At 66.7% G+C, this 23694-nt stretch carries 19 protein-coding genes and 2 pseudogenes; 11 read left to right on the forward strand and 10 right to left on the reverse strand.

Annotation, left to right across the window (positions count from 1 at the left end):
• Positions 1-119: 119 nt before the first annotated feature.
• The 3 genes from arfB to dcp all read left to right on the forward strand — a co-directional run bounded on the left by arfB (position 120) and on the right by dcp (position 3426).
• Positions 120-551, forward strand: a complete 432-nt coding sequence (gene arfB / locus ACZK45_RS00860; RefSeq protein ID WP_032130467.1) for an alternative ribosome rescue aminoacyl-tRNA hydrolase ArfB — start codon at positions 120-122, stop codon at positions 549-551.
• Positions 552-597: 46 nt separating this feature from the next.
• Positions 598-1158, forward strand: a complete 561-nt coding sequence (locus tag ACZK45_RS00865) for a lysophospholipid acyltransferase family protein (RefSeq protein ID WP_223276957.1) — start codon at positions 598-600, stop codon at positions 1156-1158.
• Positions 1159-1269: 111 nt separating this feature from the next.
• Positions 1270-3426, forward strand: coding sequence for a peptidyl-dipeptidase Dcp (gene dcp, locus ACZK45_RS00870; RefSeq protein ID WP_478445300.1), 2157 nt, complete (start codon positions 1270-1272; stop codon positions 3424-3426).
• A 182-nt stretch (positions 3427-3608) separates the two neighbouring features.
• On the opposite strand, the gene ACZK45_RS00875 is transcribed toward dcp, so the two are convergent.
• Together ACZK45_RS00875 and ACZK45_RS00880 are read right to left on the reverse strand one after the other, a co-directional pair.
• Positions 3609-4055 carry a 3-dehydroquinate dehydratase gene (locus ACZK45_RS00875; protein ID WP_004153636.1) on the reverse strand — a complete coding sequence of 149 codons (447 nt, stop codon included), beginning with the start codon at positions 4053-4055 and terminating at the stop codon, positions 3609-3611.
• A gap of 3 nt (positions 4056-4058) precedes the next feature.
• A complete protein-coding gene (locus ACZK45_RS00880) occupies positions 4059-4460 on the reverse strand; it encodes a hypothetical protein (RefSeq protein WP_478445301.1) in 402 nt (133 codons plus the stop codon).
• Positions 4461-4642: 182 nt separating this feature from the next.
• Here ACZK45_RS00880 and lepB point away from each other — a divergent pair, with 182 nt between their 5' ends.
• Together lepB and ACZK45_RS00890 are read left to right on the forward strand one after the other, a co-directional pair.
• On the forward strand, positions 4643-5269 hold the full coding sequence (lepB, locus tag ACZK45_RS00885; RefSeq protein WP_478445302.1) for a signal peptidase I: 627 nt from the start codon (positions 4643-4645) through the stop codon (positions 5267-5269).
• Between the two features lie 123 nt (positions 5270-5392).
• A complete protein-coding gene (locus tag ACZK45_RS00890; protein WP_346487004.1) occupies positions 5393-6649 on the forward strand; it encodes an MFS transporter in 1257 nt (418 codons plus the stop codon).
• 83 nt (positions 6650-6732) lie between these two features.
• On the opposite strand, the gene ACZK45_RS00895 is transcribed toward ACZK45_RS00890, so the two are convergent.
• Both ACZK45_RS00895 and ACZK45_RS00900 read right to left on the reverse strand, forming a co-directional pair.
• Positions 6733-7641 (reverse strand): LysR family transcriptional regulator, encoded by a 909-nt coding sequence (locus ACZK45_RS00895; RefSeq protein WP_478445303.1) that lies wholly within the window; start codon positions 7639-7641, stop codon positions 6733-6735.
• A gap of 429 nt (positions 7642-8070) precedes the next feature.
• Positions 8071-9039 (reverse strand): LysR family transcriptional regulator, encoded by a 969-nt coding sequence (locus tag ACZK45_RS00900; protein ID WP_478445304.1) that lies wholly within the window; start codon positions 9037-9039, stop codon positions 8071-8073.
• Between the two features lie 110 nt (positions 9040-9149).
• On the opposite strand from ACZK45_RS00900, the gene aceB reads away from it, so the two are divergent.
• The 4 genes from aceB to ACZK45_RS00920 all read left to right on the forward strand — a co-directional run bounded on the left by aceB (position 9150) and on the right by ACZK45_RS00920 (position 16135).
• Positions 9150-10787, forward strand: a complete 1638-nt coding sequence (aceB, locus tag ACZK45_RS00905) for a malate synthase A (RefSeq protein ID WP_478445305.1) — start codon at positions 9150-9152, stop codon at positions 10785-10787.
• Positions 10788-10851: 64 nt separating this feature from the next.
• Entirely contained in the window at positions 10852-12153 is a 1302-nt protein-coding gene (gene aceA / locus ACZK45_RS00910) for an isocitrate lyase (protein WP_125895446.1), read from the forward strand.
• Between the two features lie 420 nt (positions 12154-12573).
• Complete coding sequence (locus ACZK45_RS00915) at positions 12574-13614, forward strand: GGDEF domain-containing protein (RefSeq protein ID WP_049400576.1); 1041 nt, start codon at positions 12574-12576, stop codon at positions 13612-13614.
• A gap of 16 nt (positions 13615-13630) precedes the next feature.
• Positions 13631-16135: a putative peptide modification system cyclase gene (locus tag ACZK45_RS00920; protein WP_253145766.1), complete on the forward strand. Its 2505-nt coding sequence runs from the start codon at positions 13631-13633 to the stop codon at positions 16133-16135.
• A 16-nt stretch (positions 16136-16151) separates the two neighbouring features.
• On the opposite strand, the gene ACZK45_RS00925 is transcribed toward ACZK45_RS00920, so the two are convergent.
• Entirely contained in the window at positions 16152-16442 is a 291-nt protein-coding gene (locus tag ACZK45_RS00925; protein WP_012509741.1) for an NHLP-related RiPP peptide, read from the reverse strand.
• Between the two features lie 164 nt (positions 16443-16606).
• Here ACZK45_RS00925 and ACZK45_RS00930 point away from each other — a divergent pair, with 164 nt between their 5' ends.
• Entirely contained in the window at positions 16607-17785 is a 1179-nt protein-coding gene (locus ACZK45_RS00930; protein WP_125895447.1) for a putative peptide maturation dehydrogenase, read from the forward strand.
• Positions 17786-17877: 92 nt separating this feature from the next.
• On the opposite strand, the pseudogene ACZK45_RS00935 reads toward ACZK45_RS00930, so the two are convergent.
• Together ACZK45_RS00935 and ACZK45_RS00940 are read right to left on the reverse strand one after the other, a co-directional pair.
• Positions 17878-18096: pseudogene (locus ACZK45_RS00935) on the reverse strand (NHLP-related RiPP peptide); the annotation flags it as partial.
• Positions 18097-18128: 32 nt separating this feature from the next.
• Positions 18129-18443, reverse strand: coding sequence for an NHLP-related RiPP peptide (locus tag ACZK45_RS00940; RefSeq protein ID WP_125895448.1), 315 nt, complete (start codon positions 18441-18443; stop codon positions 18129-18131).
• A gap of 238 nt (positions 18444-18681) precedes the next feature.
• On the opposite strand from ACZK45_RS00940, the pseudogene ACZK45_RS00945 reads away from it, so the two are divergent.
• Positions 18682-18822: pseudogene (locus ACZK45_RS00945) on the forward strand (putative peptide maturation dehydrogenase); the annotation flags it as partial.
• A 21-nt stretch (positions 18823-18843) separates the two neighbouring features.
• On the opposite strand, the gene ACZK45_RS00950 reads toward ACZK45_RS00945, so the two are convergent.
• Genes ACZK45_RS00950 through ACZK45_RS00960 form a run of 3 tightly spaced genes read right to left on the reverse strand, consistent with a single transcriptional unit; the run spans position 18844 to position 23637 of the window.
• Positions 18844-20826 (reverse strand): acetyl/propionyl/methylcrotonyl-CoA carboxylase subunit alpha, encoded by a 1983-nt coding sequence (locus ACZK45_RS00950; protein WP_478445306.1) that lies wholly within the window; start codon positions 20824-20826, stop codon positions 18844-18846.
• Between the two features lie 26 nt (positions 20827-20852).
• Positions 20853-22463 (reverse strand): carboxyl transferase domain-containing protein, encoded by a 1611-nt coding sequence (locus tag ACZK45_RS00955; RefSeq protein ID WP_478445307.1) that lies wholly within the window; start codon positions 22461-22463, stop codon positions 20853-20855.
• Between the two features lie 10 nt (positions 22464-22473).
• Positions 22474-23637 carry an isovaleryl-CoA dehydrogenase gene (locus ACZK45_RS00960; RefSeq protein ID WP_032128216.1) on the reverse strand — a complete coding sequence of 388 codons (1164 nt, stop codon included), beginning with the start codon at positions 23635-23637 and terminating at the stop codon, positions 22474-22476.
• Positions 23638-23694 lie beyond the last annotated feature (57 nt).

Below are 23694 nucleotides of genomic sequence, written 5' to 3' on the forward strand. Positions count from 1 at the left end.
GTACATGGGACGGCCAGCATACCCGCAGCCAAGGCGAAGGCGGCGTGTTCGGTACCTGATCGGCGGCATACGGGGCGCGATGCCGCACTCCGGTGCGTGGCTGCCGCTACAATGCGCGGATGGGCAGTGGACCGGTCACCATCAGCGCGCAGCTTGAAATCCCCGACGGCGAGATCGTCGAGCGGTTCGTGCGTGCCAGTGGCGCCGGTGGCCAGAACGTCAACAAGGTCTCCACCGCGGTGGAACTACGTTTCGATGTGGCCAACTCGCCCTCGTTGCCCGAACCGTTGCGCGCGCGCCTGCTGGCGCGGCGTGACCGGCGCATGACCGGCGAAGGCGTGCTGGTCATCGACGCGCAACGTTTCCGGACCCAGGATCGCAATCGCGAGGATGCGCGCGATCGGCTGGCGGCCTTCATCCAGGCCGGGCTGAGCGTGCCCAAGCCGCGCAAGGCCACCAAGCCGACCCTCGGGTCGAAACTGCGTCGTCTGGACGCCAAACGCGGGCGCGCGCAGATCAAGCGCGGGCGCTCATCACGTGACTGGGAGTGATTGCTTGAACAACCCGACTTCGTTGCTGCCGGCCGTGCCGCCGCAGATGCCGCAGGTCAAACCCAACGCCTTCCTGCGCTGGCTGGCGCGCTGCACCCTGCGCATGGGCGGCTGGAAGGTGACCGGTACCCTGCCTGACATCCCCAGGCTGGTCTTCATCATCGCCCCGCATTCGTCCAACTGGGATGGCCTGTGGGGCATGGCCGCGAAGATCGCGCTGGGCATGAAGGTGAAGGTGCTGGGCAAGGCATCGCTGTTCTGGTGGCCGCTCGGCCCGCTGCTGCACAAGCTGGGCGTGATCCCGCTGGACCGCAGCTCGCCGCAGGGCACCGTCGGCCAGGCCGTGGACCTGCTGCGCAACAACGAGAAGATGTGGTTCGCCATCACGCCCGAGGGCACCCGCAAGGCCGTGAAGGACTGGAAGGCCGGCTTCCTGAAGATCGCGCGGATGGCTGACGTGCCGATCCTGGCCGCGTATTTCCACTACCCGGAGAAGACCATCGGCATCGGCCCGCTGTTCACGCCGACCGGCGATGACGCCGCCGACATGGCCGCCATCCGCGAGTTCTACCGGCCCTGGATCGGCAAGACCCGCGGTACGGTCTGAACCGGCCGCAGGCTGCCGCATAGACGCCACGTCCGGCACATGCCGGGCGAGCGCGACAGGAGTAGGGTGGAGGGCTGGTATCCCGTACCGTCTGCCCAAGGAGTGTTTTACATGTCGCGTACCGTAGTCCTGGCCGCCGCCATCAGCCTGGCGCTGGCGGCCTGTTCCGGCAAGGAGTCCACCCCCGTGTCCGATGCCCAGAAAGCCCCGGCCCAGCAGCCGGCCGAAGCCTCCACCAATCCGCTGCTGAGCGCCAGCACGCTGCCGTTCCAGGCGCCTCAGTTCGACAAGATCAAGGACAGCGACTACCCGCCGGCGTTCGAGGAAGGCATGCGCCAGCACCTGGCCGACGTGCGCAAGATCGCTGACAGCAGCGAGCCGGCCACCTTCGACAACACCATCGTGGCGATGGAGCGCAGCGGCGAGACGCTGAACCGCGTGTCGCGCATCTTCTTCGGCCTGGTCCAGGCCGATACCAACGATGCGCGCCAGAAGATCCAGGAAGACGTGGCGCCGAAGCTGGCCGCGCACCAGGACGAGATCAACCTCGATCCGAAGCTGTTCGCGCGCGTGAAGTCGCTGTACGACCAGCGTGACACGCTGGAGCTGGACCCGGTGCAGAAGCGCCTGGTCGAGCACTACTACGACGGCCTGGTGCGCGCCGGTGCGCAGCTGTCCGATGCCGACAAGGCGAGTCTGCGCAAGCTCAACGTGGAAGAGACCACCCTTTCCACCCAGTTCCATACCCGCCTGGTGGCCGCCACCGCCGCTGCGGCCGTCGTTGTCGACGACAAGGCCAAGCTGGCCGGCCTGGACGAGGACGCGATCAACAACGCCGCCAACGCCGCCAAGGACCGCAAGCTGGATGGCAAGTTCCTGCTGCCGCTGCAGAACACCACCCAGCAGCCGGTGCTCGGCTCGCTGAGCGACCGCGACCAGCGTGCCGCCGTGCTGAAGGCTTCGGAAACCCGCGCCGAGCGTGGCGATGCCAACGACACCCGGCAGACCGTGCAGCGCCTGGCCCAGCTGCGTGCGCAGAAGGCCAAGCTGCTCGGCTTTGACACCTTCGCCGACTACCAGCTGGGCGACCAGATGGCCAAGACCCCGGCCGCCGCGCTCAAGCTGCTGACCGACACCGTGCCGGCCGCCACCGCCAAGGCGCGCGCCGAGGCCGGCGAGATCCAGAAGGTGATCGACGCGCAGAAGGGTGGTTTCCAGGTCGCCGCCTCGGATTGGGACTTCTATGCCGAGCAGGTGCGCAAGGCCAAGTACGATCTGGACGAGTCGCAGATCAAGCCGTACTTCGAACTGGACAACGTGCTGCAGAACGGCGTCTTCTACGCCGCCACCCAGCTGTACGGCATCACCTTCAAGCCGCGTACCGACATTCCGACCTACAACCCGGACATGAAGGTGTACGAAGTGTTCGACAAGGACGGCACCTCGCTGGCCCTGTTCTACACCGACTACTTCAAGCGTGACAGCAAGTCCGGCGGTGCCTGGATGGACGTGTTCGTCGAACAGGACGGCCTGACCGGTGCCAAGCCGGTGGTCTACAACGTCTGCAACTTCACCAAGCCGGCCGCCGGCCAGCCTGCGCTGATCAGCTTCGACGACGTCACCACCATGTTCCATGAGTTCGGCCACGCACTGCATGGCATGTTCTCGAACGTGAAGTACCCGTCGATCGCCGGTACGGCCACCTCGCGTGATTTCGTCGAGTTCCCGTCGCAGTTCAACGAACACTGGGCGCTGGACCCGAAAGTGTTCGCCAACTACGCCAAGCACTACAAGACCGGCGAAGCGATGCCGCAGGAACTGGTCGACAAGATCCTCAAGGCACGCAGCTTCAACCAGGGCTACGCGACCACCGAGTACCTGTCGGCCGCACTGCTGGACCTGGCCTGGCACACGCAGAAGGCCGACGCGCCGCTGCAGGATGTCGGCGCCTTTGAAGCCAGCGCGCTGAAGAAGTTCAAGGTCGACCTGCCGCAGGTGCCGCCGCGTTACCGCACCACCTACTTCGACCACATCTGGGGTGGCGGTTACTCGGCCGGCTACTACGCCTACTTCTGGGCAGAAGTGCTGGACCATGACGCCTACCAGTGGTTCACCGAACACGGTGGCCTGACCGCCGCCAACGGCCAGGAATTCCGCGACAAGATCCTCTCGCGCGGCAACAGCGTGGAGCTGTCGACCCTGTACCGCGATTTCCGCGGCAAGGACCCGTCGGTGGAACCGCTGCTGAAGTTCCGCGGGCTGAAATAAGAAAGCGAAAACGGCGGGGGCAACCCCGCCGTTTTTCTTTGTGTAGCGTCGAGCTTGCTCGACATTCTTCTGTAGAGCCGAGCCTACGCTCGGCTGCGATTCCCGCCCTTGTAGAGCCGAGCCATGCTCGGCTGCCTTTCGATGAAAAACCAGTCGAGCATGGCTCGACTCTACAAACAACGTTACGTCCCCACGTGCACCCGGTTCGCCTGCTCGGCCAGGCCCAAGTGATCGAGCGCGATATCCAGCGCCAGCACATAACTCTGCGCGCCATACCCAGCAGCGATGCCCAGGCGCTGGCCGACGCCGGCCGGCAGGCACGGCTCGGCCACTGCGCCGTCGTCATGCACTTCCACATAGGCGTTGTGCAGATAGGGCAGTAGCCGCTGCAGGCGCAGGCTGTTGGCACACGCACCCGGATCCAGCAAGGTCACCTCGCCGCGACTGTGGTCGGCCACACGCAGCGCGTCCAGTAGTTCCTGTTCCGAACCGCAGGCACGGATCGCCACACTGGTACCGGCGTCGATCGCGCGGTGCACCAGCGATTTCAGTACCGGCGCCGGCAGCGGCATCGCCGTGCGGATCAATGCACCGGCCGCTTCCGGGCCGCGGATGATGAAGATCGACATGGCTCAGCCCTCCTGTGCCAGGCGGCGGCCGACGATGGCCAGCGACAGCGGATAGCCGGCCTGCTGGCTGCGCTGGTCGACCACTACGGCGGCGGGGCCGTGCTGCAGGCGCAGGCGTGCCTCCAGGCCGGGTTCGGTGGGGGCCTGCAGCTCGATGTACTGCGCCGGCAGCCGTTCCAGCGCCGCCTGCAGCGCGCCCCCCTCGGCCTGCCATTGCGCCTCGTCGGCGGCGCCGACATCCAGCAGTACCCAGTCGGCCGAGCGCGCCTGCGGCTGGCACAGGCACTGGCGTACCTCGGACAGGCTGGCGCAGTTGCTGCACAGCACGCGATGGCCGGCCAACTGTGCCGGCAGCTGCGGACGCGGCGCCGACGAAGATGCGTGGCGGATCACCAGGAGGGTCATACAACACCTTGCGGAATGCGCCCTGCGGCGCGGTGGGCACACGATGCGCGCGGTGGCCGTAAAGGTGCGATGCCCGCGCCCGGGCCGGGGCGTAAAACCTGCGTAACCCGTGTCCGGCGCTACCGGGAACCTGCGGCGCCTGCATGTGGTCTGATACCGCTACCAACCACCCGGAGCCTGTCATGGATGCTGTTGCCCGCCCTCCCTTTTCCGAACGCGCGCTGGCCTGGCTGAAGAAGGAAGCATTGCCGCTGCTGGTGATGCTCGGCCTGCTCGCCGCCGCCCGCGATACCCTCGCCAACCACTACGTGGTGCCCAGCGGCTCGATGCAGCCGACCCTGCAGCCCGGCGATCGGGTGGTGGTGGACATGCGCGCCTATGGCCTGCGCCTGCCGTTCACCGGCAAGGAACTGATGTCGACCGGCGTTCCGCAGCGCGGTGAAGTGGCGGTGTTCGATTCACCGGCCGACGGCACCCGCCTGATCAAGCGCGTGGCTGCAGTGGCCGGTGATCATGTGCAGCTGCGCGAAGGCCATCTGAGCATCAACGGCCAGCCGCTGCAGATTGCCGACCTGCAGGACGTGGAGGCCTTCGGCGAGCGCCGTGCCCGCCTCGACCTGGACATGGGCGGCGGTCCGGACATTGCCGACCTGGTGGTACCGGCCGGCAAGGTGCTGGTGCTGGGTGACCACCGCGGCAACAGCTTCGACGGTCGCTTCTTCGGCTTCGTTGACGCCGACAAGCTCTACGGCCGCGCCGTGGCGGTGTACTACCGTCGTGGCGACGGTTTCGAGTGGCAGCGTCTGTAAGCTGAATTGATACTTCTTATGTATCAATCCTGACCTATCAGGTTATGGATCGACTGGATGGACGGGCCTAGTCTGAGGCCCGTTCCCTCCCACGCTTGGCCGCCCCACCGGCCCATCGATCCCATGACTGGCGAAACCGCGGCGGCCGTCGAACGCCGCCCCCCCACTGTCGATCCCATCGCCGAGACCCGCATCCAGCAGGGCACACCGGCCTTCCGCCGCACCGCGCTCGCGTTGTTCCTGGCCGGTTTCTCCACCTTCGGCCTGCTCTACACGGTGCAGCCGCTGCTGCCGGAGTTCAGCCGTCATTTCGGCGTGTCCGCCGCCGGCAGCGCGATGTCGCTGTCGTTGACCACCGGCACGCTGGCAGTGGCGATGCTGCTGGCCGGCCTGCTCTCCGATGCGGTCGGCCGCCGTCCTTTGATGATCGCCGCGCTGCTGGCCTCGGCCACGCTGTCGCTGTGCACGGCACTGGTGGATGACTGGACCACGCTGCTGGTACTGCGCACCCTGCTCGGCCTGGCGTTGAGCGGCGTGCCGGCAGTGGCGATGACCTACCTGGTCGAGGAAATGGACAGCCGCGCGCTGGGCCTGGCGATGGGCCTGTACATCGGCGGCAACGCCATCGGTGGCATGAGCGGGCGCCTGCTGGCCGGCATCATCGCCGACCACTGGGGCTGGCGCTGGGGCATCGGCGTGGTTTCGATCATCGCCATCGCCAGTACCGTGCTGCTGTGGCTGCAGCTGCCGCCGTCGCGCCACTTCCACCCGCGCCGCGATGGCCTGCGCCAATTGCCGTCGCGCTGGCGCACGCTGTTCGCCGACCCGGGCCTGCCGTGGCTGTTCGCCACCTCGTTCGTGCTGATGGGCGTGTTCGTCACCCTCTACAACTACCTCGGGTATCACCTGCTGGCGCCGCCGTACCACCTCAGCCAGACCGTGGTCGGGCTGATCTTCAGCGTGTACCTGGTGGGTACCTTCAGTTCGGCGTGGATGGGCCAGCAGGCCACGCGCTACGGTCGCGGCCGCATCCTGTCGATCTCGTTCGCGTTGATCGGTGCCGGCATCGTGCTGCTGGCGATGCCGTGGCTGAGCGCGATGGCACTCGGTATCGCGCTGGTCACGTTTGGGTTCTTCGGCGGCCATTCGGTGGCCAGCAGCTGGGTCGGCAGCCGCGCAGGTGCAATGCGCGCGGAAGCCTCGGCGCTGTATCTGTTTGCCTACTATCTGGGTTCCAGCGTGCTCGGTGCTGTCGGCGGCCTGGCCTATGCGGCGTGGGACTGGCTGGGCGTGTGCGTGTTCGCTGCCGTGTTGACCCTGATCGGCGGAGGTATTGTGTGGGCGCTGCAGCAGCGCGCCCAGCAGCCGCTGACGGCGTGATCCTGCTCTGGTAGATGCCGACCTTGGTCGGCGCTGTGGCCGTGGGCCAACCAAGGTTGGCCACTACCGGGTGGGTTGCACCCTCACCCCTCCGCGAACGCCTCGCGCAGCAGCCCAGCAAAATTGCGGATCAGCGGTGTCACCCCTTCGCGGTGCCATGCCAGCTGCACTTCCGAATGCGCCCCGGTATCGGCCATCGCCACGAAGCGCGCGCCTTCCACCCGGATGTGGTCGCACGACGACGGCAGGATCGCTGCGCCCAGGCCTGCGGCGGCCAGACTGATCAGCGTCGATGCCTCGCCCGCCTCCTGCACGATGCGCGGGGTGAATCCCGCCGCCGCACACAGCGCGATCATGTGGTCGTGGATGCCGGCACCGGCACTGCGGCGGAACGCCACGAACGGCTCCTGGGCGAAATCACGCAGGGCCAATGTGCCCTGCTTCGAAAGGCGGCGCAGGGCAGGGTGGTCGGCGTGCACGATCAACGCCAGCGGATCGACGAACAGGCTGTGCGCCACCAGTTCCGGCGGCAGCGCACGCTTGCGGATGATGCCCACGTCCAGGCTGCCATCGAGCAGTGCATCGATCTGCTGTAGAGTGTTCATCTCGCTCAGCTGCAGCCGCACCTGCGGGTACTGCTGGCGGTAGCGCAGGATTGAACGCGGAATCTGCGGTGACAGTGGCGTGGCCCGGGTCAGGCCGATACGCAGTTCGCCCTGCTCGCCGCGCTGCGCGCGCTGCACCTCGTCCACCGCAGTCTCCACCTGCTGCACGATGGCGCGTGCACGTTCCTGCAGCAGCTCGCCCGCAGGCGTCAGCTGCACGCGGCGATGGCTGCGCACGAACAGGCGCGCACCAATCAGGTCTTCCAGCTGGCGGATCTGCTGGCTGAGCGGTGGCTGCGACATGCCCAGCCGCTCCGCCGCCTGTCCGAAGTGCAGCGTATCGGCAACGGCGAGGAAGTAACGCAGATGGCGGAGTTCGATGGACATGGGTCCAGTCTAGCCAGACCGGCACCGGGCTTGTCGCCTTCTTCGATCGCTTTTCCGCCAGTCGAGCATGGCTCGACTCTACAAAATCCGGTTTCGATCATTTGCAGCGGGGGTCAGAGCCCATTGCGCAGCAACGGGATCCGACCCCGACAGATCGCGGGAATCTGTCAGAGGCGGGACGGCGTGGGTGGGCAGGACCGTTGGCGCCATGGATGGCGCCATCGAGCCCCCATGGGTGAGGGCGCTTTGCTTGCAAAGCACTGCTTCGCAAGCGCCCGAACGCACAGCCGCCAGCGGCTGGGCCGGACCGCGGAGCGGGGTTTACGGCGTGTCCTGCCCACCCACGCCGCCCCGCCATCCCACGGATAGCCCGCTGTTGCCGTTGCTTCGGCTTCGGCAGGTGCAGGGCGCAGCCCTGCCGAACACCCCTCACCGCTCGGAATGCCCGCTCTGGTCGTAGTCGCGCGGACTGAACAACTCCGGCTGGATCAGCTCCACAAACGCCCGCGCCTGCGCCGACAGCGCCTTGCCACGCCGCACGATCACCCCGTAACTGCGTTCCGGGAACCAGCGCTTCATCGACCGCGCCGCCAGCCGCTCGCGGTCGGCCTCGTTCAGGCACAGCGCCGGCACGATGGAAATGCCCATGCCCATCGCCACGTACTGCTTGATCACCTCCCAGCCACCCACTTCCAATGCCACGGTGTAGGCGATGCGGTGGCGCTGGAATACCTGGTCGACCAGGCGGTAGGTGATCTGCCGCTTCGGTGGCAGCACCAGGGGATAGCGGGCGATGTCGGCCAGTTCCAGTTCGCCGCCGCTGGCCAGCGGATGGTCGTGCGGTGCGATCAGTACCTGCTCGAAGCGGTAGGCCGGCGCGTAGCTGAGGTCGGCCGGCACATCGGTCATCGAACCGATCGCCAGGTCGGCGGCATCCTCGCGCAGCAGGTCGGTGCCATCGGCACTGATCGCGTTGTGCAGGGTCAGGCGCACGTCCGGATGGTGCAGGCGGAAGCGTTCGACGATCTTCGGCAGCAGGTACAGGATGGTCGAGCTGTTGGCGGCGATGTTCAGCTCGCCCGCGTCCAGGCCGCGCACCTTGTCGCGGAAACGCGCCTCCAGCCCGTCCAGGTTCTCCACCAGCGGCTGTGCCATTTCGTAGAGCAGCTGGCCCTCGCGGCTGGGCACCAGGCGGCGCCCGCTGCGCTCGAACAGGGGTACCCCCAGCTCACGCTCCAGCGCCTGCAGCTGCAGGCTGATGGCCGGCTGGCTGACGAAAAGCGCCTCAGCCGCCCGTGAGACCGAGCCCAGGCGCACGGTCTGGCAGAACGCACGCAGCGGTTTCAACCGGTCGGATTTGTAGGAAAAACGCGGACTTGGCGAAGGGCGCGTGGTCATGGCGTCACAAGTATTAGCACAATTTATGTAGAGCATTGCAAAAACTGTTTTGCCAAATACTCGATACCGGCGGCACCGTGGAGGCGTTCCCCCACCGCTGGAGTCGCCCCATGTCCGCCGTCGCTTCCGCTGTTCCCACCCCCGCCAGCAAGGCCACCCCCGGCATCGCCCTGGCGACCCGCGTGGCCGGCCAGGACACCCTGCTGCCGGCGCCGCTGCTGGCCCTGCTGGTGTCGCTGCACCGTGCGGTGGAACCGGGCCGGCAGGCACGGCTGCAGGCGCGCCGCGTGCGCCAGGCGTTCTTCGACCAGGGCGGCCTGCCGGACTTCCGCGAGGACACCGCCGCGATCCGCAGCGGCGACTGGCGTGTTGCCCCGCTGCCGGCGGCGCTGCAGGACCGCCGCGTCGAGATCACCGGCCCGACCGACCCGAAGATGGTCATCAACGCGCTGAACTCCGGCGCCAAGGTGTTCATGGCCGACTTCGAGGATTCGACCTCGCCGACCTGGCGCAACCTGCTGGCCGGGCAGCAGTCGCTGGCCGCCGCGGTGCGTGGCGATCTCGAGTACACCGCACCGGCATCCAACGGGAAGGCCGGCAAGCACTACACCTTGCGCCCGTTCGACGAACAGGCGGTGCTGATCGTACGCCCGCGCGGCTGGCACCTGGACGAGAAGCACGTGCGCATCGATGGCCAGTTCATCGCTGGTGGCCTGTTCGATGCGGCGGTGTTCGCCTTCCACAACGCCCGCACGCTGCAGGCCAAGGACCGCGGCCCGTACTTCTACCTGCCCAAGCTGCAGAGCATGGAAGAGGCGGCGCTGTGGGAGACCGCGCTGTCGCACATCGAGGGCATGCTCGGCCTGCCGCACGGCCAGATCAAGGTGACCGTGCTGATTGAAACCTTGCCGGCAGTGTTCGAGATGGACGAGATCCTGCACGCGCTGCGTGACCGCATCGTCGGCCTGAACTGCGGGCGCTGGGATTACATCTTCTCGTACCTGAAGACCTTCCGCCGCCACGCCGACCGCGTGCTGCCCGAACGCGGCCAGGTGACCATGACCCAGCCGTTCCTGAAGGCGTATTCGGAACTGCTGATCCAGACCTGCCACCGCCGCGGTGCGCATGCGATGGGCGGCATGGCCGCGCAGATCCCGATCAACAACGATGCCGCTGCCAACGAACAGGCGATGGCCCGCGTGCGCGCCGACAAGCTGCGCGAAGTGACCGCCGGCCACGACGGCACCTGGGTCGCGCATCCGGCGCTGATTCCGGTGGCGATGGCGATCTTCGACGAGCACATGCCCGGTGCGAACCAGCACAGCGTGCTGCGCCAGGATGTGCGCGTCGGCCGCGACGAACTGATCGCGCGGCCGCCGGGCACCATCACCCGCGCCGGATTCGAAGGCAACGTGGAAGTCTGCGTGCGCTACCTGGCCGCCTGGCTGGATGGCAACGGCTGCGTGCCGATCCACCACCTGATGGAGGACGCGGCCACCGCCGAGATCAGCCGCAGCCAGCTGTGGCAGTGGCTGCATACGCCGGGCCAGCAGCTGGACGATGGCACCGCGATCGACCTGGCCCTGCTGGATTCCACCCTGTCGCAGCTGCCGGCACGGCTGGGCGATACCGCTGCGTTGCCCGGTGGCGCGCGCATCAGCGAGGCCATCGCCCTGCTCGGCGAACTGAGCCGCAGCGAAGAGCTCACCGATTTCCTGACCCTGCCGGCCTACGCGCGCATCGACTGATCGCCGACCGCGTTTCCTGCCGTTTCCCTCCCCGCTGCACGCACGAACCGAACTGGAGAAAGACATGAGCAAGCTGCCCACTGCCGAACAGATCCAGCACGACTGGGATACCAACCCGCGTTGGGAAGGCATCCAGCGCAACTACAGCGCCGCTGACGTGGTGCGCCTGCGCGGCACCGTCCACATCGAGCATTCGCTGGCCCGCCTGGGTGCGGAGAAGCTGTGGGCGACGCTGCATGAGCGCGAGTTCGTCAACGCGCTGGGTGCATTGACCGGCAACCAGGCCATGCAGCAGGTCAAGGCGGGCCTGAAGGCGATCTACCTGTCCGGTTGGCAGGTGGCGGCCGACGCCAACCTGGCCGGGCAGATGTACCCGGACCAGTCGCTGTACCCGGCCGATTCGGTGCCGGCGGTAGTCAAGCGCATCAACAACACGCTGCTGCGCGCCGACCAGCTGCACCACGCCGAAGGCAAGGACGACATCGACTTCCTGCAGCCGATCGTGGCCGATGCGGAAGCCGGTTTCGGCGGCGTGCTCAATGCGTTCGAACTGATGAAGGCGATGATCGAGGCCGGTGCCGCTGGCGTGCACTTCGAAGACCAGCTGGCCTCGGTGAAGAAGTGCGGCCACATGGGCGGCAAGGTGCTGGTGCCGACCCGCGAGGCCATCGAGAAGCTCAACGCCGCGCGCCTGGCCGCCGACGTGCTGGGCGTGCCGACCCTGCTGGTGGCGCGTACCGATGCCGAGGCCGCGGATCTGCTGACCAGCGACATCGATGGCAACGACAAGCCGTTCGCCACCGGCGAGCGCACCGTGGAAGGCTTCTACAAGACCCGTAATGGCCTGGACCAGGCGATCAGCCGCGGCCTGGCCTATGCGCCCTATGCCGACCTGGTGTGGTGCGAGACCGGCAAGCCGGACCTGGAATTCGCACGCAAGTTCGCCGAGGCGATCCATGCGAAGTTCCCCGGCAAGCTGCTGGCCTATAACTGCTCGCCCAGCTTCAACTGGAAGAAGAACCTGGACGACGCCACCATCGCCAAGTTCCAGAAGGAGCTGGGCAGCTACGGCTACAAGTTCCAGTTCATCACCCTGGCCGGCTTCCATGCGCTGAACTACGGCATGTTCAATCTGGCCCACGGCTATGCACGTCGACAGATGAGCGCGTTCGTGGAACTACAGGAAGCCGAGTTTGAAGCGGCCGAGCGCGGCTTCACTGCGGTCAAGCATCAGCGTGAGGTTGGCACCGGCTACTTCGATGCGGTGACCCAGGCGATCCAGCAGGGCCAGTCGTCGACCACCGCATTGACCGGTTCGACCGAGGAAGAGCAGTTCCACGGCGGGCGCAGCGAACGCGCGGCGTGATGCGGTAGTGCCGGCCGCTGGCCGGCAACCGCGTGATCCTTCGGGCACCACAGGGAAGCCGGCCAGCGGCCGGCGCTACCGAAGCTTCGGAATCCGATCAGGGTGGCCAGGGAAGGGCCAGACAACGCCGGCCGGTCGGGGGACCTGCCGGCGTTGTTGTATCGATGCAAGGGAGCAGCGCGCAGCCAGCGTCAATCAGGCGCACCCACGCGTGCCGGCAACTTGGCCGAAAGCCTGTGAAATCCAGCATCGGATTGATCCAGCAGGGGTTTTGCCCGGACACCCGTGACCAGAACGGGCCACCACCGATCTTCACATCAATCAAGATCGGCAGACGGGTCAAAATGAGATAGGGCGCACACTTTAAAGCGGTGCTATGCTCCGCGGCTCACCAGGGGACGCTGGCGGCGGGTGCAGGGAATGACCGGCAGGGGTGCGGCCGAGAACAGTGATGTGACGTCAGGTATCGCCCGGGTGGCGATGGCCGAGATCGTGCACGCGCTGCTTTCCGCTGCCGAGGTTGCATTGTTCGCCAGATTTGCCCGTCCATGCAAGCTTCATGCCGGACAGTGGTTGTTCCAGCGTGGCCATCGCGGCGAACGGATGTATGTGATCCTCCAAGGCCAGATCGAACTGGACTTCGGAGAGGACCTGGTGATCAAGACGCTCGGCCAGCATGAGTTCTTCGGTGAGCTTGGCCTGCTGGTCGGCGATCACCTGCGCAGCGCCAGTGCACGCGCGCTGGCCGACTGTGAAGTACTGGAGCTGGGCCCGGCCGACTTCCATCGCCTGGTGGAATCCGATCCCGGCCTGGTCGCCTACTTCCTGCGCCGTACGATCATGCGCGTGCTGACCAACGAGCAGGCGCTGATCAGCCAGCTGCGCCGGCGCAACCACGATCTGGAAACCGCGCTGGACAACCTGTACATCACCACCCACCAGTTGACCCACACCCGTGAACTGGTACGTACCGATGAACTGACCGGGCTGCACAACCGTCGTGGCCTCACCCTGTACCTGCAGGAATGCCGCGCCGATGGCGAAGGGTTGCCGCAGGCACTGCTGCTGATCGACTGCGACCGCTTCAAGCAGATCAATGATCGCCACGGCCACCAGGCCGGCGACCGTGTACTGCAGAGCATGGGCAACATCCTGCGCTCGATGGCCGGTGAGCAGGACCTGGCCTGCCGCCTCGGCGGCGATGAGTTCTGCCTGATCCTGCGCCGTGGCAACCATGAGATCGTGCAGCACGCGGCCGAGTTCATCCTCAGCGCGGTGCATGGCCTGCTCGAACGCAGTCATGGCACGCCGCACGTCAGCCTGGTCAGCATCGGTGCCAGCCTGCTGGCGCCGGAGGCGGGCTGGAGCGAGTGGTACGCCAACGCGGACCGCGCGCTGTACCAGGCCAAGCGCGATGGTGGCAACTGCCTGCGCTGGGCGGATGCAGCGGACATACCTTGATCGGGAGAGACCGGCGATGAATGGCGACAACGGAACGTCGACGCCGCACAACCAGCAACTGCGTGCGCTGCTGTTCACCGATCTGTGTGATTCGCTGCTGCTGGTCGAACGCATCGGCGATGTGGCTGCCGCCGAGCTGTTCCAGGAACACGACCGCTTGGTGCTGGCGCTGCAGCAGCGCTGGCACGGCCAGCTGATCGACCGCTCCGACGGATTGTTCATGCTGTTCGAGCGCCCGATTGATGCGCTCGGATTCGCCCTGGATTACCAGCGTGGCCTGCAGCCGCTGGGGCAGGCGCGTGATCTCCGACTGCAGGCGCGGGCCGGGTTGCACGTGGGTGAGGTCATCCTGTGGAACAACAGCTCGGAATCGATCGCGCTTGGAGCCAAGGCTGTGGAGGTGGAGGGCCTGGCCAAGCCGATGGCCGCGCGCCTGATGCAGTTGGCTCCCCCCGGACAACTGCTGATGTCGGCGGCTGCTGAATCGGTGGTGCGCCGTGCAGCGACGGAGCTGGGTGAACTGGGCGGTCGCCTGCAGTGGAGGTCATTCGGTCGCTGGCGCTTTCGCGGTGTGGCGCAAGCGATGGAAGTGCTGGGCGTGGCGGTGGCGGGGAAGGGCATGCTTTCCCGGCCGCGTGCCAGCGACAAGGCACGCCCTGATGTTCCGGTCTGGCGGCGTCCGCTGGCGATGGCCGCGCAGGCGGCCCTGATTGTCTCTGTCGGGCTGGGCCTGTGGCTGCTGGCCCGGCCACAGCCGGCGATTGCCTTCGCCGAACGCGACTGGGTGGTGATGGCCGATGCGCGCAACCTGACCGATAACCCGGTCCTGGACGACGCCCTGAACCAGGCGTTGCGCATCGGGCTTGAGCAGTCGCGTTACGTAAACGTGATCAGCGACATGAAGGCGCGCGACACCATGGCGCGCATGTTGATGCCAGAAAACACCGAGATCGATCGTGCCGCCGCTGTCCAGATCGCAATGCGCGATGGCGCGCGCGCGGTACTCGATCCCTCGATCCGTGAGGTACACGGCCAGCTGCGTGTGGCCGTCGATGTCGTCAATCCTGCCACTGGCGAGACCGTCTACTCGGTTTATTCCGATGGCAAAGGCCTGCCTTCCGCGCTGACCTCCAGTGACCAAGTGGTGGTGCAATTGCGATCGCGGTTGGGCGAAGCGATGGCGCAGATCGGCAAGACATCGGCACCGTTGCCGCAGGTGGCAACAGCCAACCTCGACGCACTGCATGCCTACGCACGCGGACAGCTTGCCTATGGCCGCGGACAGACCGAGTCGTCATTGAAATTTTTCCAGATCGCAACGCGCATCGATCCCGACTTCGCCATGGCCTATGTCGGGCAGATGCGATCGATGTTCAGCCAGGGCCAGCTGGAGGACGCGCGCGGTTTGCTGACCAAGGTCAGGACGCTGCGTCATCGGCTGAGCACGCGTGAGGGCCTGTATCTGGATGCATGGCAGGTGGAGCTGGAGTCCGGTTCTGAATCCGCCGCTGGCGAGGCCTGGAAGGTACTGGCCGATCTGTATCCGGATCATCACGGGGCCAGCGTCAACCATGGTCTGGCCGAGTTCGTGCTGGGCCACTACGAAAAGGCGGAGCAGGCCGTTGCCCATGCCAACGTGGAGCAGAACCCGTTGCGCAGCGTGACGCTGGAGCTGCTCGGGCGCATCCAGTTGGCACGGGGAAAGGTCGATGAGGCGGTAGCAACGCTGCATCGTGCCATGCAGCTCGCCGAAGGTCGCCCGAACCGGCAGCTGGTTGCGGCGCTGGCCGTGTCCGGGCGAAATGCAGAGGCCAGTGCAGTGCTGGCGCGGTTGCCGGAGAACGGGCCGGGACGGTGGCTGGAAGGGACTTCACTGGCCATTGATGAGGGGCGATTCGAGGAGGCGTTGGCAGCCTCGGTCGCGTCCGCAGGCCGGTGCAATGGCGGTCCCTTCGTATGTGATCTGCTGGGCACGGTCAATTTGGCTGTTCACGCCGCGGCGGCTCGATGCGTAGCGCCACGCGACTTCTCAACGCAGGCCAGCGCGCTGCTGCGGAATGCGGCACGCCCCGAAAACGGTGAACGCGGACAGTATCTGTATTTCGCTGCGGCCAGCTTGTATGCGGCACAGCGCTTGGGCCTGCAATCCTCGATCGGCCGGCAGGTGGCCGAGCTTGACGTATTGGCGGCCGACGCCGTCGACCCACGTGCGCGCCAGTTGGCGGCGGTGGTCAAGGCCAATGCGTTGCATCTGTCCGGTGACAGCGCGCAGGCAATCAAGATGCTGCAGGCGATGGTTGATGGCAGCGAGCTGTTCCAGGTCCACAGCGTGCTGGCAGCGGCCTACGCCGCACAGGGCGCGATACAGGAGCAGCAGTCGCAGCTGGACTGGATGCGTCGGCACCGCGGGCGCGCCTATACCGAATTCGCAGGCTCGTCCGTGTTGCAGGCATTGAATGTAGGCGACAGCCAGCGTGGGCCATCACGCCCGGGATGCGCCCTCTCACCGGACGCATCCTGAGCGATCGGCACCAAGGTCAGGGCGTCGGTGCCTGCGAACCGTCGATGAAGCAATGCGGATGGCTGAACACCGCGCGCTCGGTCAGCTGCTGCACCAGATTGTCGCGTGCAGCGGCCAGATCTTCATTGGAGGCCAGGTCGGCGGACAGCATGCAGCCCTGCGCGGCGGCACCCGCCTCGACACTGATCTGCTGCAGGGCTGTTGCCGGGTCCTGCTTGAATGCTGTGCGGAAGTCTGCGTCGGTGGTGAGCAGATCAAGCAGCGTGGTGGCGTCAGCGAGGGACAGTGGGGATTTGCGGTTGGTCATGAGCGTGGGATCCAAGGAGACAGGGAAGGTCGAACAAGTGGCGCGTGCCTTTGACCGTAGTCATAGCGGCGCGGATCGATGGGTCTTGAACGCGGTACTGGGCCATACTTACCCAGCTCCACCGGCAGCACATTGCCGGAATCCCATTTGCCACAGGAACGTCGATGACCTCTTCGCGGTACCGCCGATGCCACGCGCTGGCTGTTGTTCCCGATGAACAACCATCGTTCTCCCTGAACAGCCTGCTGGCTGGTGGAACCGGTGTGGAGTTCGTGCAGCAGTTGCAGGTGCGTGCTGCCCATCTCGATCAGCCTGTGACGCTCGATGCCGACGCTTGTGCGTTGCTGTTGCAGACCAGCGCCGAGCGCTGGCAGGTCTTGCCGGATGACCTGCAGAACCGCGCCCGAGTGGCATCGCTGCTGGAGGCGGGGTTGCTCATCGCCGAGAAGGGCGCGCCCGAGGCGGCGCGACAGGCTGACCAGCGTGTTCGCGACGGACACTGGTGGGCCTTGTCAGCCATCCATCATCGCCATTCCCGCTGGGCGGGCGTAGACAGTGCCGGCGATATGGAGAAGCACCGGATGGTGACCGCACAGGACCTGGTGCAGCAGCTCGGCAAGCCACCGGCCGAAGCCCCGGTGCGGCAGCCGGGTGCCATCGCTCTGCCGGTCGCGGCACCCGATGCCGTGGCACAGCTGTTGGCTGCACGTACCACCTGCCGCAACTACGCCGAGGACAAGCCTCTATCGCTGGAGATGCTGGCGGGCATGATGCAGCACGTGCTGATGGCGCAGGCACAGGTAGAAACCGAACCCGGCGTGCGCTTCCTGAAGAAGAACGTACCGTCCGCGGGTAGCCTGCATCCGCTGGAAGCGTACGTGATTGCGCGCAAGGTCGATGGCCTGCAGCCTGGGTTGTATCACTACCATGCTGTGGCTCACGAGCTGGCACGGCAACAGGCACAGCCCGCCCAGCTGGACGATTTCTGCCTGCGCCTGTTGTCGGGCCAGCACTGGTTCGCTTCGGCCCACGCCATGGTGGTGCTGGTCTGCCGTTTCGGTCGCAACTTCTGGAAGTACCGCAACCACGCCAAGGCCTATCGCGCCGTTAGCCTGGATGTCGGCCATGTGTCGCAGGCACTGTATACAGCGGCCACGGCCAATGGCTTGGGCGGCTTCGTCACCGCGGCGATCAATGAGACGGAGATCGAGTCGCTGCTGGGGTTCGACCCGATGGTCGACGGCGCAATGGCGGTGTGCGGATTCGGTTGGCGTGCGCAGAGCATGACCACGGCGGAGCTGGACCCTGCGGGGCATGTCTGGAAGCGCGAGGCCCGCGATTGAACAAGCCCGGGGGGGGGGGGGGGGGGGGGGCGGTGGCTGGAGAGATAGTTCACCAGGGCATCGCGGGCCTGGCTCAGCTCTTCCTTGCTGGCCAGCTTGCCGGTGCTCAGGCAGGGCGGCACCTGCGCCATCGAGTCGAATGCCAGGCCGATCTGCCGGCAGGCCTGCAGCGGGTTCCTGCTGAACTGCGCACGGAACACATCATCGCTGCACAGGCGGTCGAGCAGGGCAATGGCGGTTTGCGGCTCAAAGCGCGGCGACTCGGTGGTGGTGTGTTCGCTGGAGAACCGGGTACGAGTGGATGGCAACATCGAATCTACCTCTGAAGTGGATTGAGGGGCGTTCAAGCGGCCTGCGGTACGGCGGAGTGGTGCACGCTTCCCTGCAGATGCCCGGATTCGAACATGAAGGGGACAGTGAATGCGGCGCGCTGGGCCAGGAGCGCGGCGATCTGCTGGCGCACCTGTTGGAACTCTTCCTTGCTGGCCAGGACGTTGTGGATGGCGCAGGGGCTTGTGCCGGACTGTGCCTGCAGCCCATGCCGCGCCATCGCAGCGCCGGCATCGGCTGTGAACTCTGCGCGGAAGGCGTCGTCAGAACACAGCAGGTCGAGCAGCCGACCGGCATTGACAGTGGTCATCGGGGACTTTGCGGACATCGCAAACACTCCTTGTGGGTCAATGTCCGCCGATTAAACCACGTGTGACTACCGCGAGCGTGCCGCAGCGCAGCGTCAAGCAAGGCGCGCCGAGCCGGTACAGGCCAGTGGTCCTGCTGGGCATGGCACCGTGGTTCCAGAAACGTTGGAAGAGCGCACCGGAGATGCCAGCTTGACGTTCCTGCGACACAGTTTCAGGGCGGTGTCCAGGTCGGAGGCGTCGTCGGCGACCTGGCCCATCGAGCACGAATTTGGCCTAGATCCGCGTTCCGAGGGCGTCCTCGCCGTATGCGGTTTTGGCTGGCGCGCCCCGACCATAACCACGACCGAACTGGACCCGGCAGGTGTGATCTGGAATCCCGAGGACCGCGCGGTCTGAACCCACGCGGCCCCCGCCACGTCACGCCGCTTCGAAGTCCACCAGCACCGCACCATCACCCACCTGGTCGCCGGCCTTGGCGCGGTAGCCCTTCACCGTGCCGTCTGCCGGTGCCTGCAGGGTGTGCTCCATCTTCATCGCTTCCAGCACCACCAGCGGCGTGCCGCGCTTGACCTCGGTGCCGGCCGCGACCAGTGTCGCGACGATCCTGCCCGGCATCGGCGCCAGCAGGCTGCCGGCATCGGCCACGGCGTGGTCCGATTCGCCCACCGGATCGTGCAGGGTGAAGCGGTGCTGGCCATCGGCGCCGAACAGATACAGCTGGTCGCCTTCGCGCAGTAGCTGCAACGACCAGCGGCGCTCGCCCAGCAGCACGGTCAGATGCTGCGCATCGGCCGTGCCAAGCACCTGCACCGGCGCGGCGTCATCGCACTGCACGCGCCAGCCATCGGTCTGCGTCCACACCTTCAGCGTGTGCTTGCGTTCGCCCTGCTGCAGCGGCAGCACGCGCGGTGCCGATGCGCCAAGGCGCCAGCCGTCCTGGGCCTGCCACGGCGAATGCGGATCGCGCGCGTCGGTGCTGGCGCCGCCCGTGCTTGCAACCGCAGCCACCGCAGCCAGCTGCCACAGGGCATCATCCGTGTCGCCCACTGCACTCAATGCCGCCTGCTCGCGCTCGATAAGCGCGGTGTCCAGCTTGGCCTGCGCGAACGAATCGGTGTTCACCAGGCGGCGCAGGAAGCCGGCATTGGTGGTCACGCCCACCACCTGGCAGTCCGCCAGCGCCTGGCTCATGCGGCGCAGGGCGGCATCGCGGTCCACGTCCCAGACGATCAGCTTGGCAATCATCGGATCGTAGTACGGGGTGATGCTGTCGCCTTCCTCCACGCCGGTATCCACGCGCACATGGGCCGACGGGGTCGGCAGGCGCAGGCGGCGCAGGGTGCCGGTGGAGGGCAGGAAGCCCCGGTCGGCATCTTCGGCATACAGGCGCGCTTCGATAGCGTGGCCGTGGATCGCCAGCTGTTCCTGGCGCAGCGGCAGCGGCTGGCCCGAGGCCACGCGCAGCTGCCACTCCACCAGGTCGGTACCGGTGATGTACTCGGTCACCGGGTGCTCGACCTGCAGGCGGGTGTTCATTTCCATGAAGTAGAAATCGCCGTCCGGGCCGGCAATGAACTCCACCGTGCCGGCACCGACGTAGCCCACCGCGCGCGCTGCATCGACTGCCGCCTTGCCCATTGCAGCACGACGTTCTGTGCTCATGCCCGGCGCCGGCGCCTCTTCCAGCACCTTCTGGTGGCGGCGCTGCACCGAGCAGTCGCGCTCGAACAGGTACACCGCCTCACCGTGGCTGTCGCCGAACACCTGGATCTCGATATGGCGTGGGCGCTCGACGTACTTCTCGACCAGCACATGGTCGTTGCCGAACGCCGAGGCCGCCTCGCGCTGGCAGCTGGCCAGCGCATCGACGAAGTCCTCGCTGCGCTCGACCTTGCGCATGCCCTTGCCACCGCCACCGGCGCTGGCCTTGATCAGCACCGGGTAGCCGATGCCGTCGGCCTGCGCGCGCAGGAAGTCCGGCGCCTGCTGGTCGCCGTGGTAGCCCGGCGTCAGCGGTACACCGGCCTTGGCCATCAGCGCCTTGGCCGCGCTCTTGTCGCCCATCGCGCGGATGGCGCTGGCCGGCGGCCCGATGAAGGTGATGCTGGCGGCGGCGCAGGCATCGGCGAAGTCGGCGTTCTCGGACAGGAAGCCGTAGCCGGGGTGGATCGCCTGCGCGCCGGTCAGGCGTGCGGCGTCGAGCAGGGCATCGCTGCGCAGGTAGCTCTCACGTGCGGCGGCAGGACCAATGTGGATGGCTTCGTCGGCCAGCCGCACGTGGCGTGCGTTGCGGTCGGCATCGGAATACACCGCCACGGTGGCGATGCCGAGGCGGCGGCAGGTGGCGATGACGCGGCAGGCGATCTCGCCGCGGTTGGCGATCAGGACTTTGGTGAACATGGCAACAGGCTCGGTCATGGCACGGGTTACATGCGGAACACGCCGAAGCGCGTCTGCTGCGGGGCGGCGTTGAGGCTGGCCGACAGCGCCAGGGCGAGCACGCGGCGGGTGTCGGCCGGATCGATCACGCCGTCATCCCACAGGCGCGCGCTGGCGTAGTACGGATGGCCCTGCTGCTCGAACTGGTCGCGGATAGGTGCCTTGAATGCATCTTCCTCCACTGCCGGCCACTGGCCGCCCTTGGCTTCGATGCCATCGCGCTTGACCGTGGCCAGCACGCTGGCGGCCTGTTCGCCGCCCATCACGCCGATGCGCGCGTTCGGCCACATCCACAGGAAGTTCGGCGAGTATGCGCGGCCGCACATGCCGTAGTTGCCGGCACCGAACGAACCACCGATGACCACGGTGAACTTCGGCACCTTGGCGCAGGCCACCGCCATCACCAGCTTGGCGCCGTCCTTGGCGATGCCGCCCTGCTCGTACTTGCGGCCGACCATGAAGCCGGTGATGTTCTGCAGGAACACCAGCGGGATGTTGCGCTGGGTGCACAGCTCGATGAAGTGCGCGCCCTTCAGTGCCGACTCGGAGAACAGGATGCCGTTGTTGGCGATGATGCCGATCGGGTAGCCGTTCAGATGCGCGAAGCCGGTCACCAGCGTTGCGCCGTAGCGCGGCTTGAACTCATCGAAGCGCGAGCCATCGACCAGGCGCGCGATGACCTCGCGCACGTCGTAGGGCTTGCGCGTGTCGGCCGGGATCACCCCGTACAGGTCGTGTGCCGGCAACAGTGGTTCCTCGTTGGCCTGCACCGCCATCGCCGGCTCCGGCTTGCGCCAGTTCAACTGCGCGATGATCGCGCGCACCCGTGCCAGTGCCTGCAGGTCGTTGTCGGCCATGTGGTCGGCCACGCCGGAAATGCGCGTGTGCACATCGGCACCGCCGAGTTCCTCGGCCGTCACCACTTCACCGGTGGCCGCCTTCACCAGCGGCGGGCCGCCGAGGAAGATCGTGCCCTGCTCGCGCACGATCACCGTCTCATCGCTCATCGCCGGCACATAGGCGCCGCCGGCGGTGCAGCTACCCATCACGCAGGCAATCTGCGGGATGCCCTGCGCGGACAGGTTGGCTTGGTTGTAGAAGATGCGGCCGAAATGATCGCGGTCGGGGAACACCTCGTCCTGCAGCGGCAGGAAGGCGCCACCGGAATCGACCAGGTAGATGCAGGGCAGGTGGTTCTGCTCGGCGATCTCCTGCGCGCGCAGGTGCTTCTTCACCGTCATCGGGTAGTAGGTGCCGCCCTTCACCGTGGCGTCGTTGGCCACGATCACGCATTCCACGCCGCTGACGCGGCCGATGCCGGCCACCACGCCCGCGGCGGGCACGGCGTCTTCGTACATGCCGTGCGCGGCCAGCGGCGCGATTTCCAGGAAGGCGCTGCCGGGATCGAGCAGGGCGTCGATGCGGTCGCGCACCAGCAGCTTGCCGCGTGCGGTGTGCTTGGCGCGCGCGGCTTCGCTGCCGCCCAGCGCGGTGCGGGCGAGGGTGGCATGCAGGTCGTCGACCACGGCCTGCATGGCGGCGCGGTTGCTTTCAAACGTTTCGCTGCCCGGTTGCAGCTGGCTGTTCAGGACGGTCATCGCGTTGGCCTTACAGGGTGCGCTGGAACAGTTCGCGGCCGATCAGCATGCGGCGGATCTCCGAGGTGCCGGCGCCGATTTCATACAGCTTGGCGTCGCGCCACAAACGGCCGGTCGGGTACTCGTTGATGTAGCCGTTGCCACCGAGGATCTGGATCGCCTGGCCGGTCAGCCAGGTGGCCTTCTCGGCGGCGTACAGAATGGCACCGGCGGCATCCTGGCGGGTGGTTCGGCCCTGGTCGCAGGCGCGCGCGACGGCATAGACGTAGGCGCGGCACGCGCCCAGCCCCACGTACATGTCGGCAATCTTGGCCTGGATCAGCTGGAAGCTGCCGATCGGTTCGCCGAACTGGTGGCGCTCGTGCACATAGGGCATGACCACGTCCATGGCCGCGGCCATCAGGCCCAGCGGGCCACCGGACAGCACCACGCGCTCGTAATCCAGGCCGGACATCAACACGCGCACGCCACCACCGACCTGGCCCAGCACGTTTTCTTCGGGAATCTCGCAGTCCTGGAACACCAGCTCGCAGGTGGGCGAGGAGCGCATGCCCAGCTTGTCCAGCTTCTGCGCGGTGGAGAAGCCCTCCATGCCCTTCTCGACCAGGAACGCGGTGATGCCCTTGGCACCCGCTTCCATGTCGGTCTTGGCATAGACCACCAGCACGTCGGCGTCCGGGCCGTTGGTGATCCACATCTTGTTGCCGTTGAGCACGTAGCGGTCACCGCGCTTGTCGGCGCGCAGCTTCATCGACACCACGTCCGAACCGGCACCCGGCTCGCTCATCGCCAGCGCGCCGACCAGGCTGCCGTTGCACAGGCCGGGCAGGAAGCGCTGCTTCTGTTCTTCGTTGCCGTTCTTGCGTAGCTGGTTCACGCATAGGTTGGAGTGCGCGCCATAGGACAGGCCGATGCCGCCGGAGGCACGCGAGATTTCTTCCATCGCCACCACATGGGCCAGGTAACCCATGCCGGTGCCGCCGTATTCTTCTTCCACGGTGAGGCCGAGCAGGCCCTGTTCGCCCAGCTTCGGCCACAGGGCCAGCGGGAACTGGTTGCTGGCATCGGCCTCGGCGGCCAGCGGTGCGACCTCGGCGGCGGCAAAATGGGCCACGCTCTGGCGCAGCAGGTCGATGTCTTCGCCAAGGTCGAAGTTCAGGGATGGCACGTGCATTGTGGTGGCTCCACGGCGGGATGGCAGGAAATGGACGCACCCGGCGGGGGAGCGGGC

The sequence above is a fragment of the Stenotrophomonas sp. 63632_Sma genome (genome assembly GCF_056482875.1).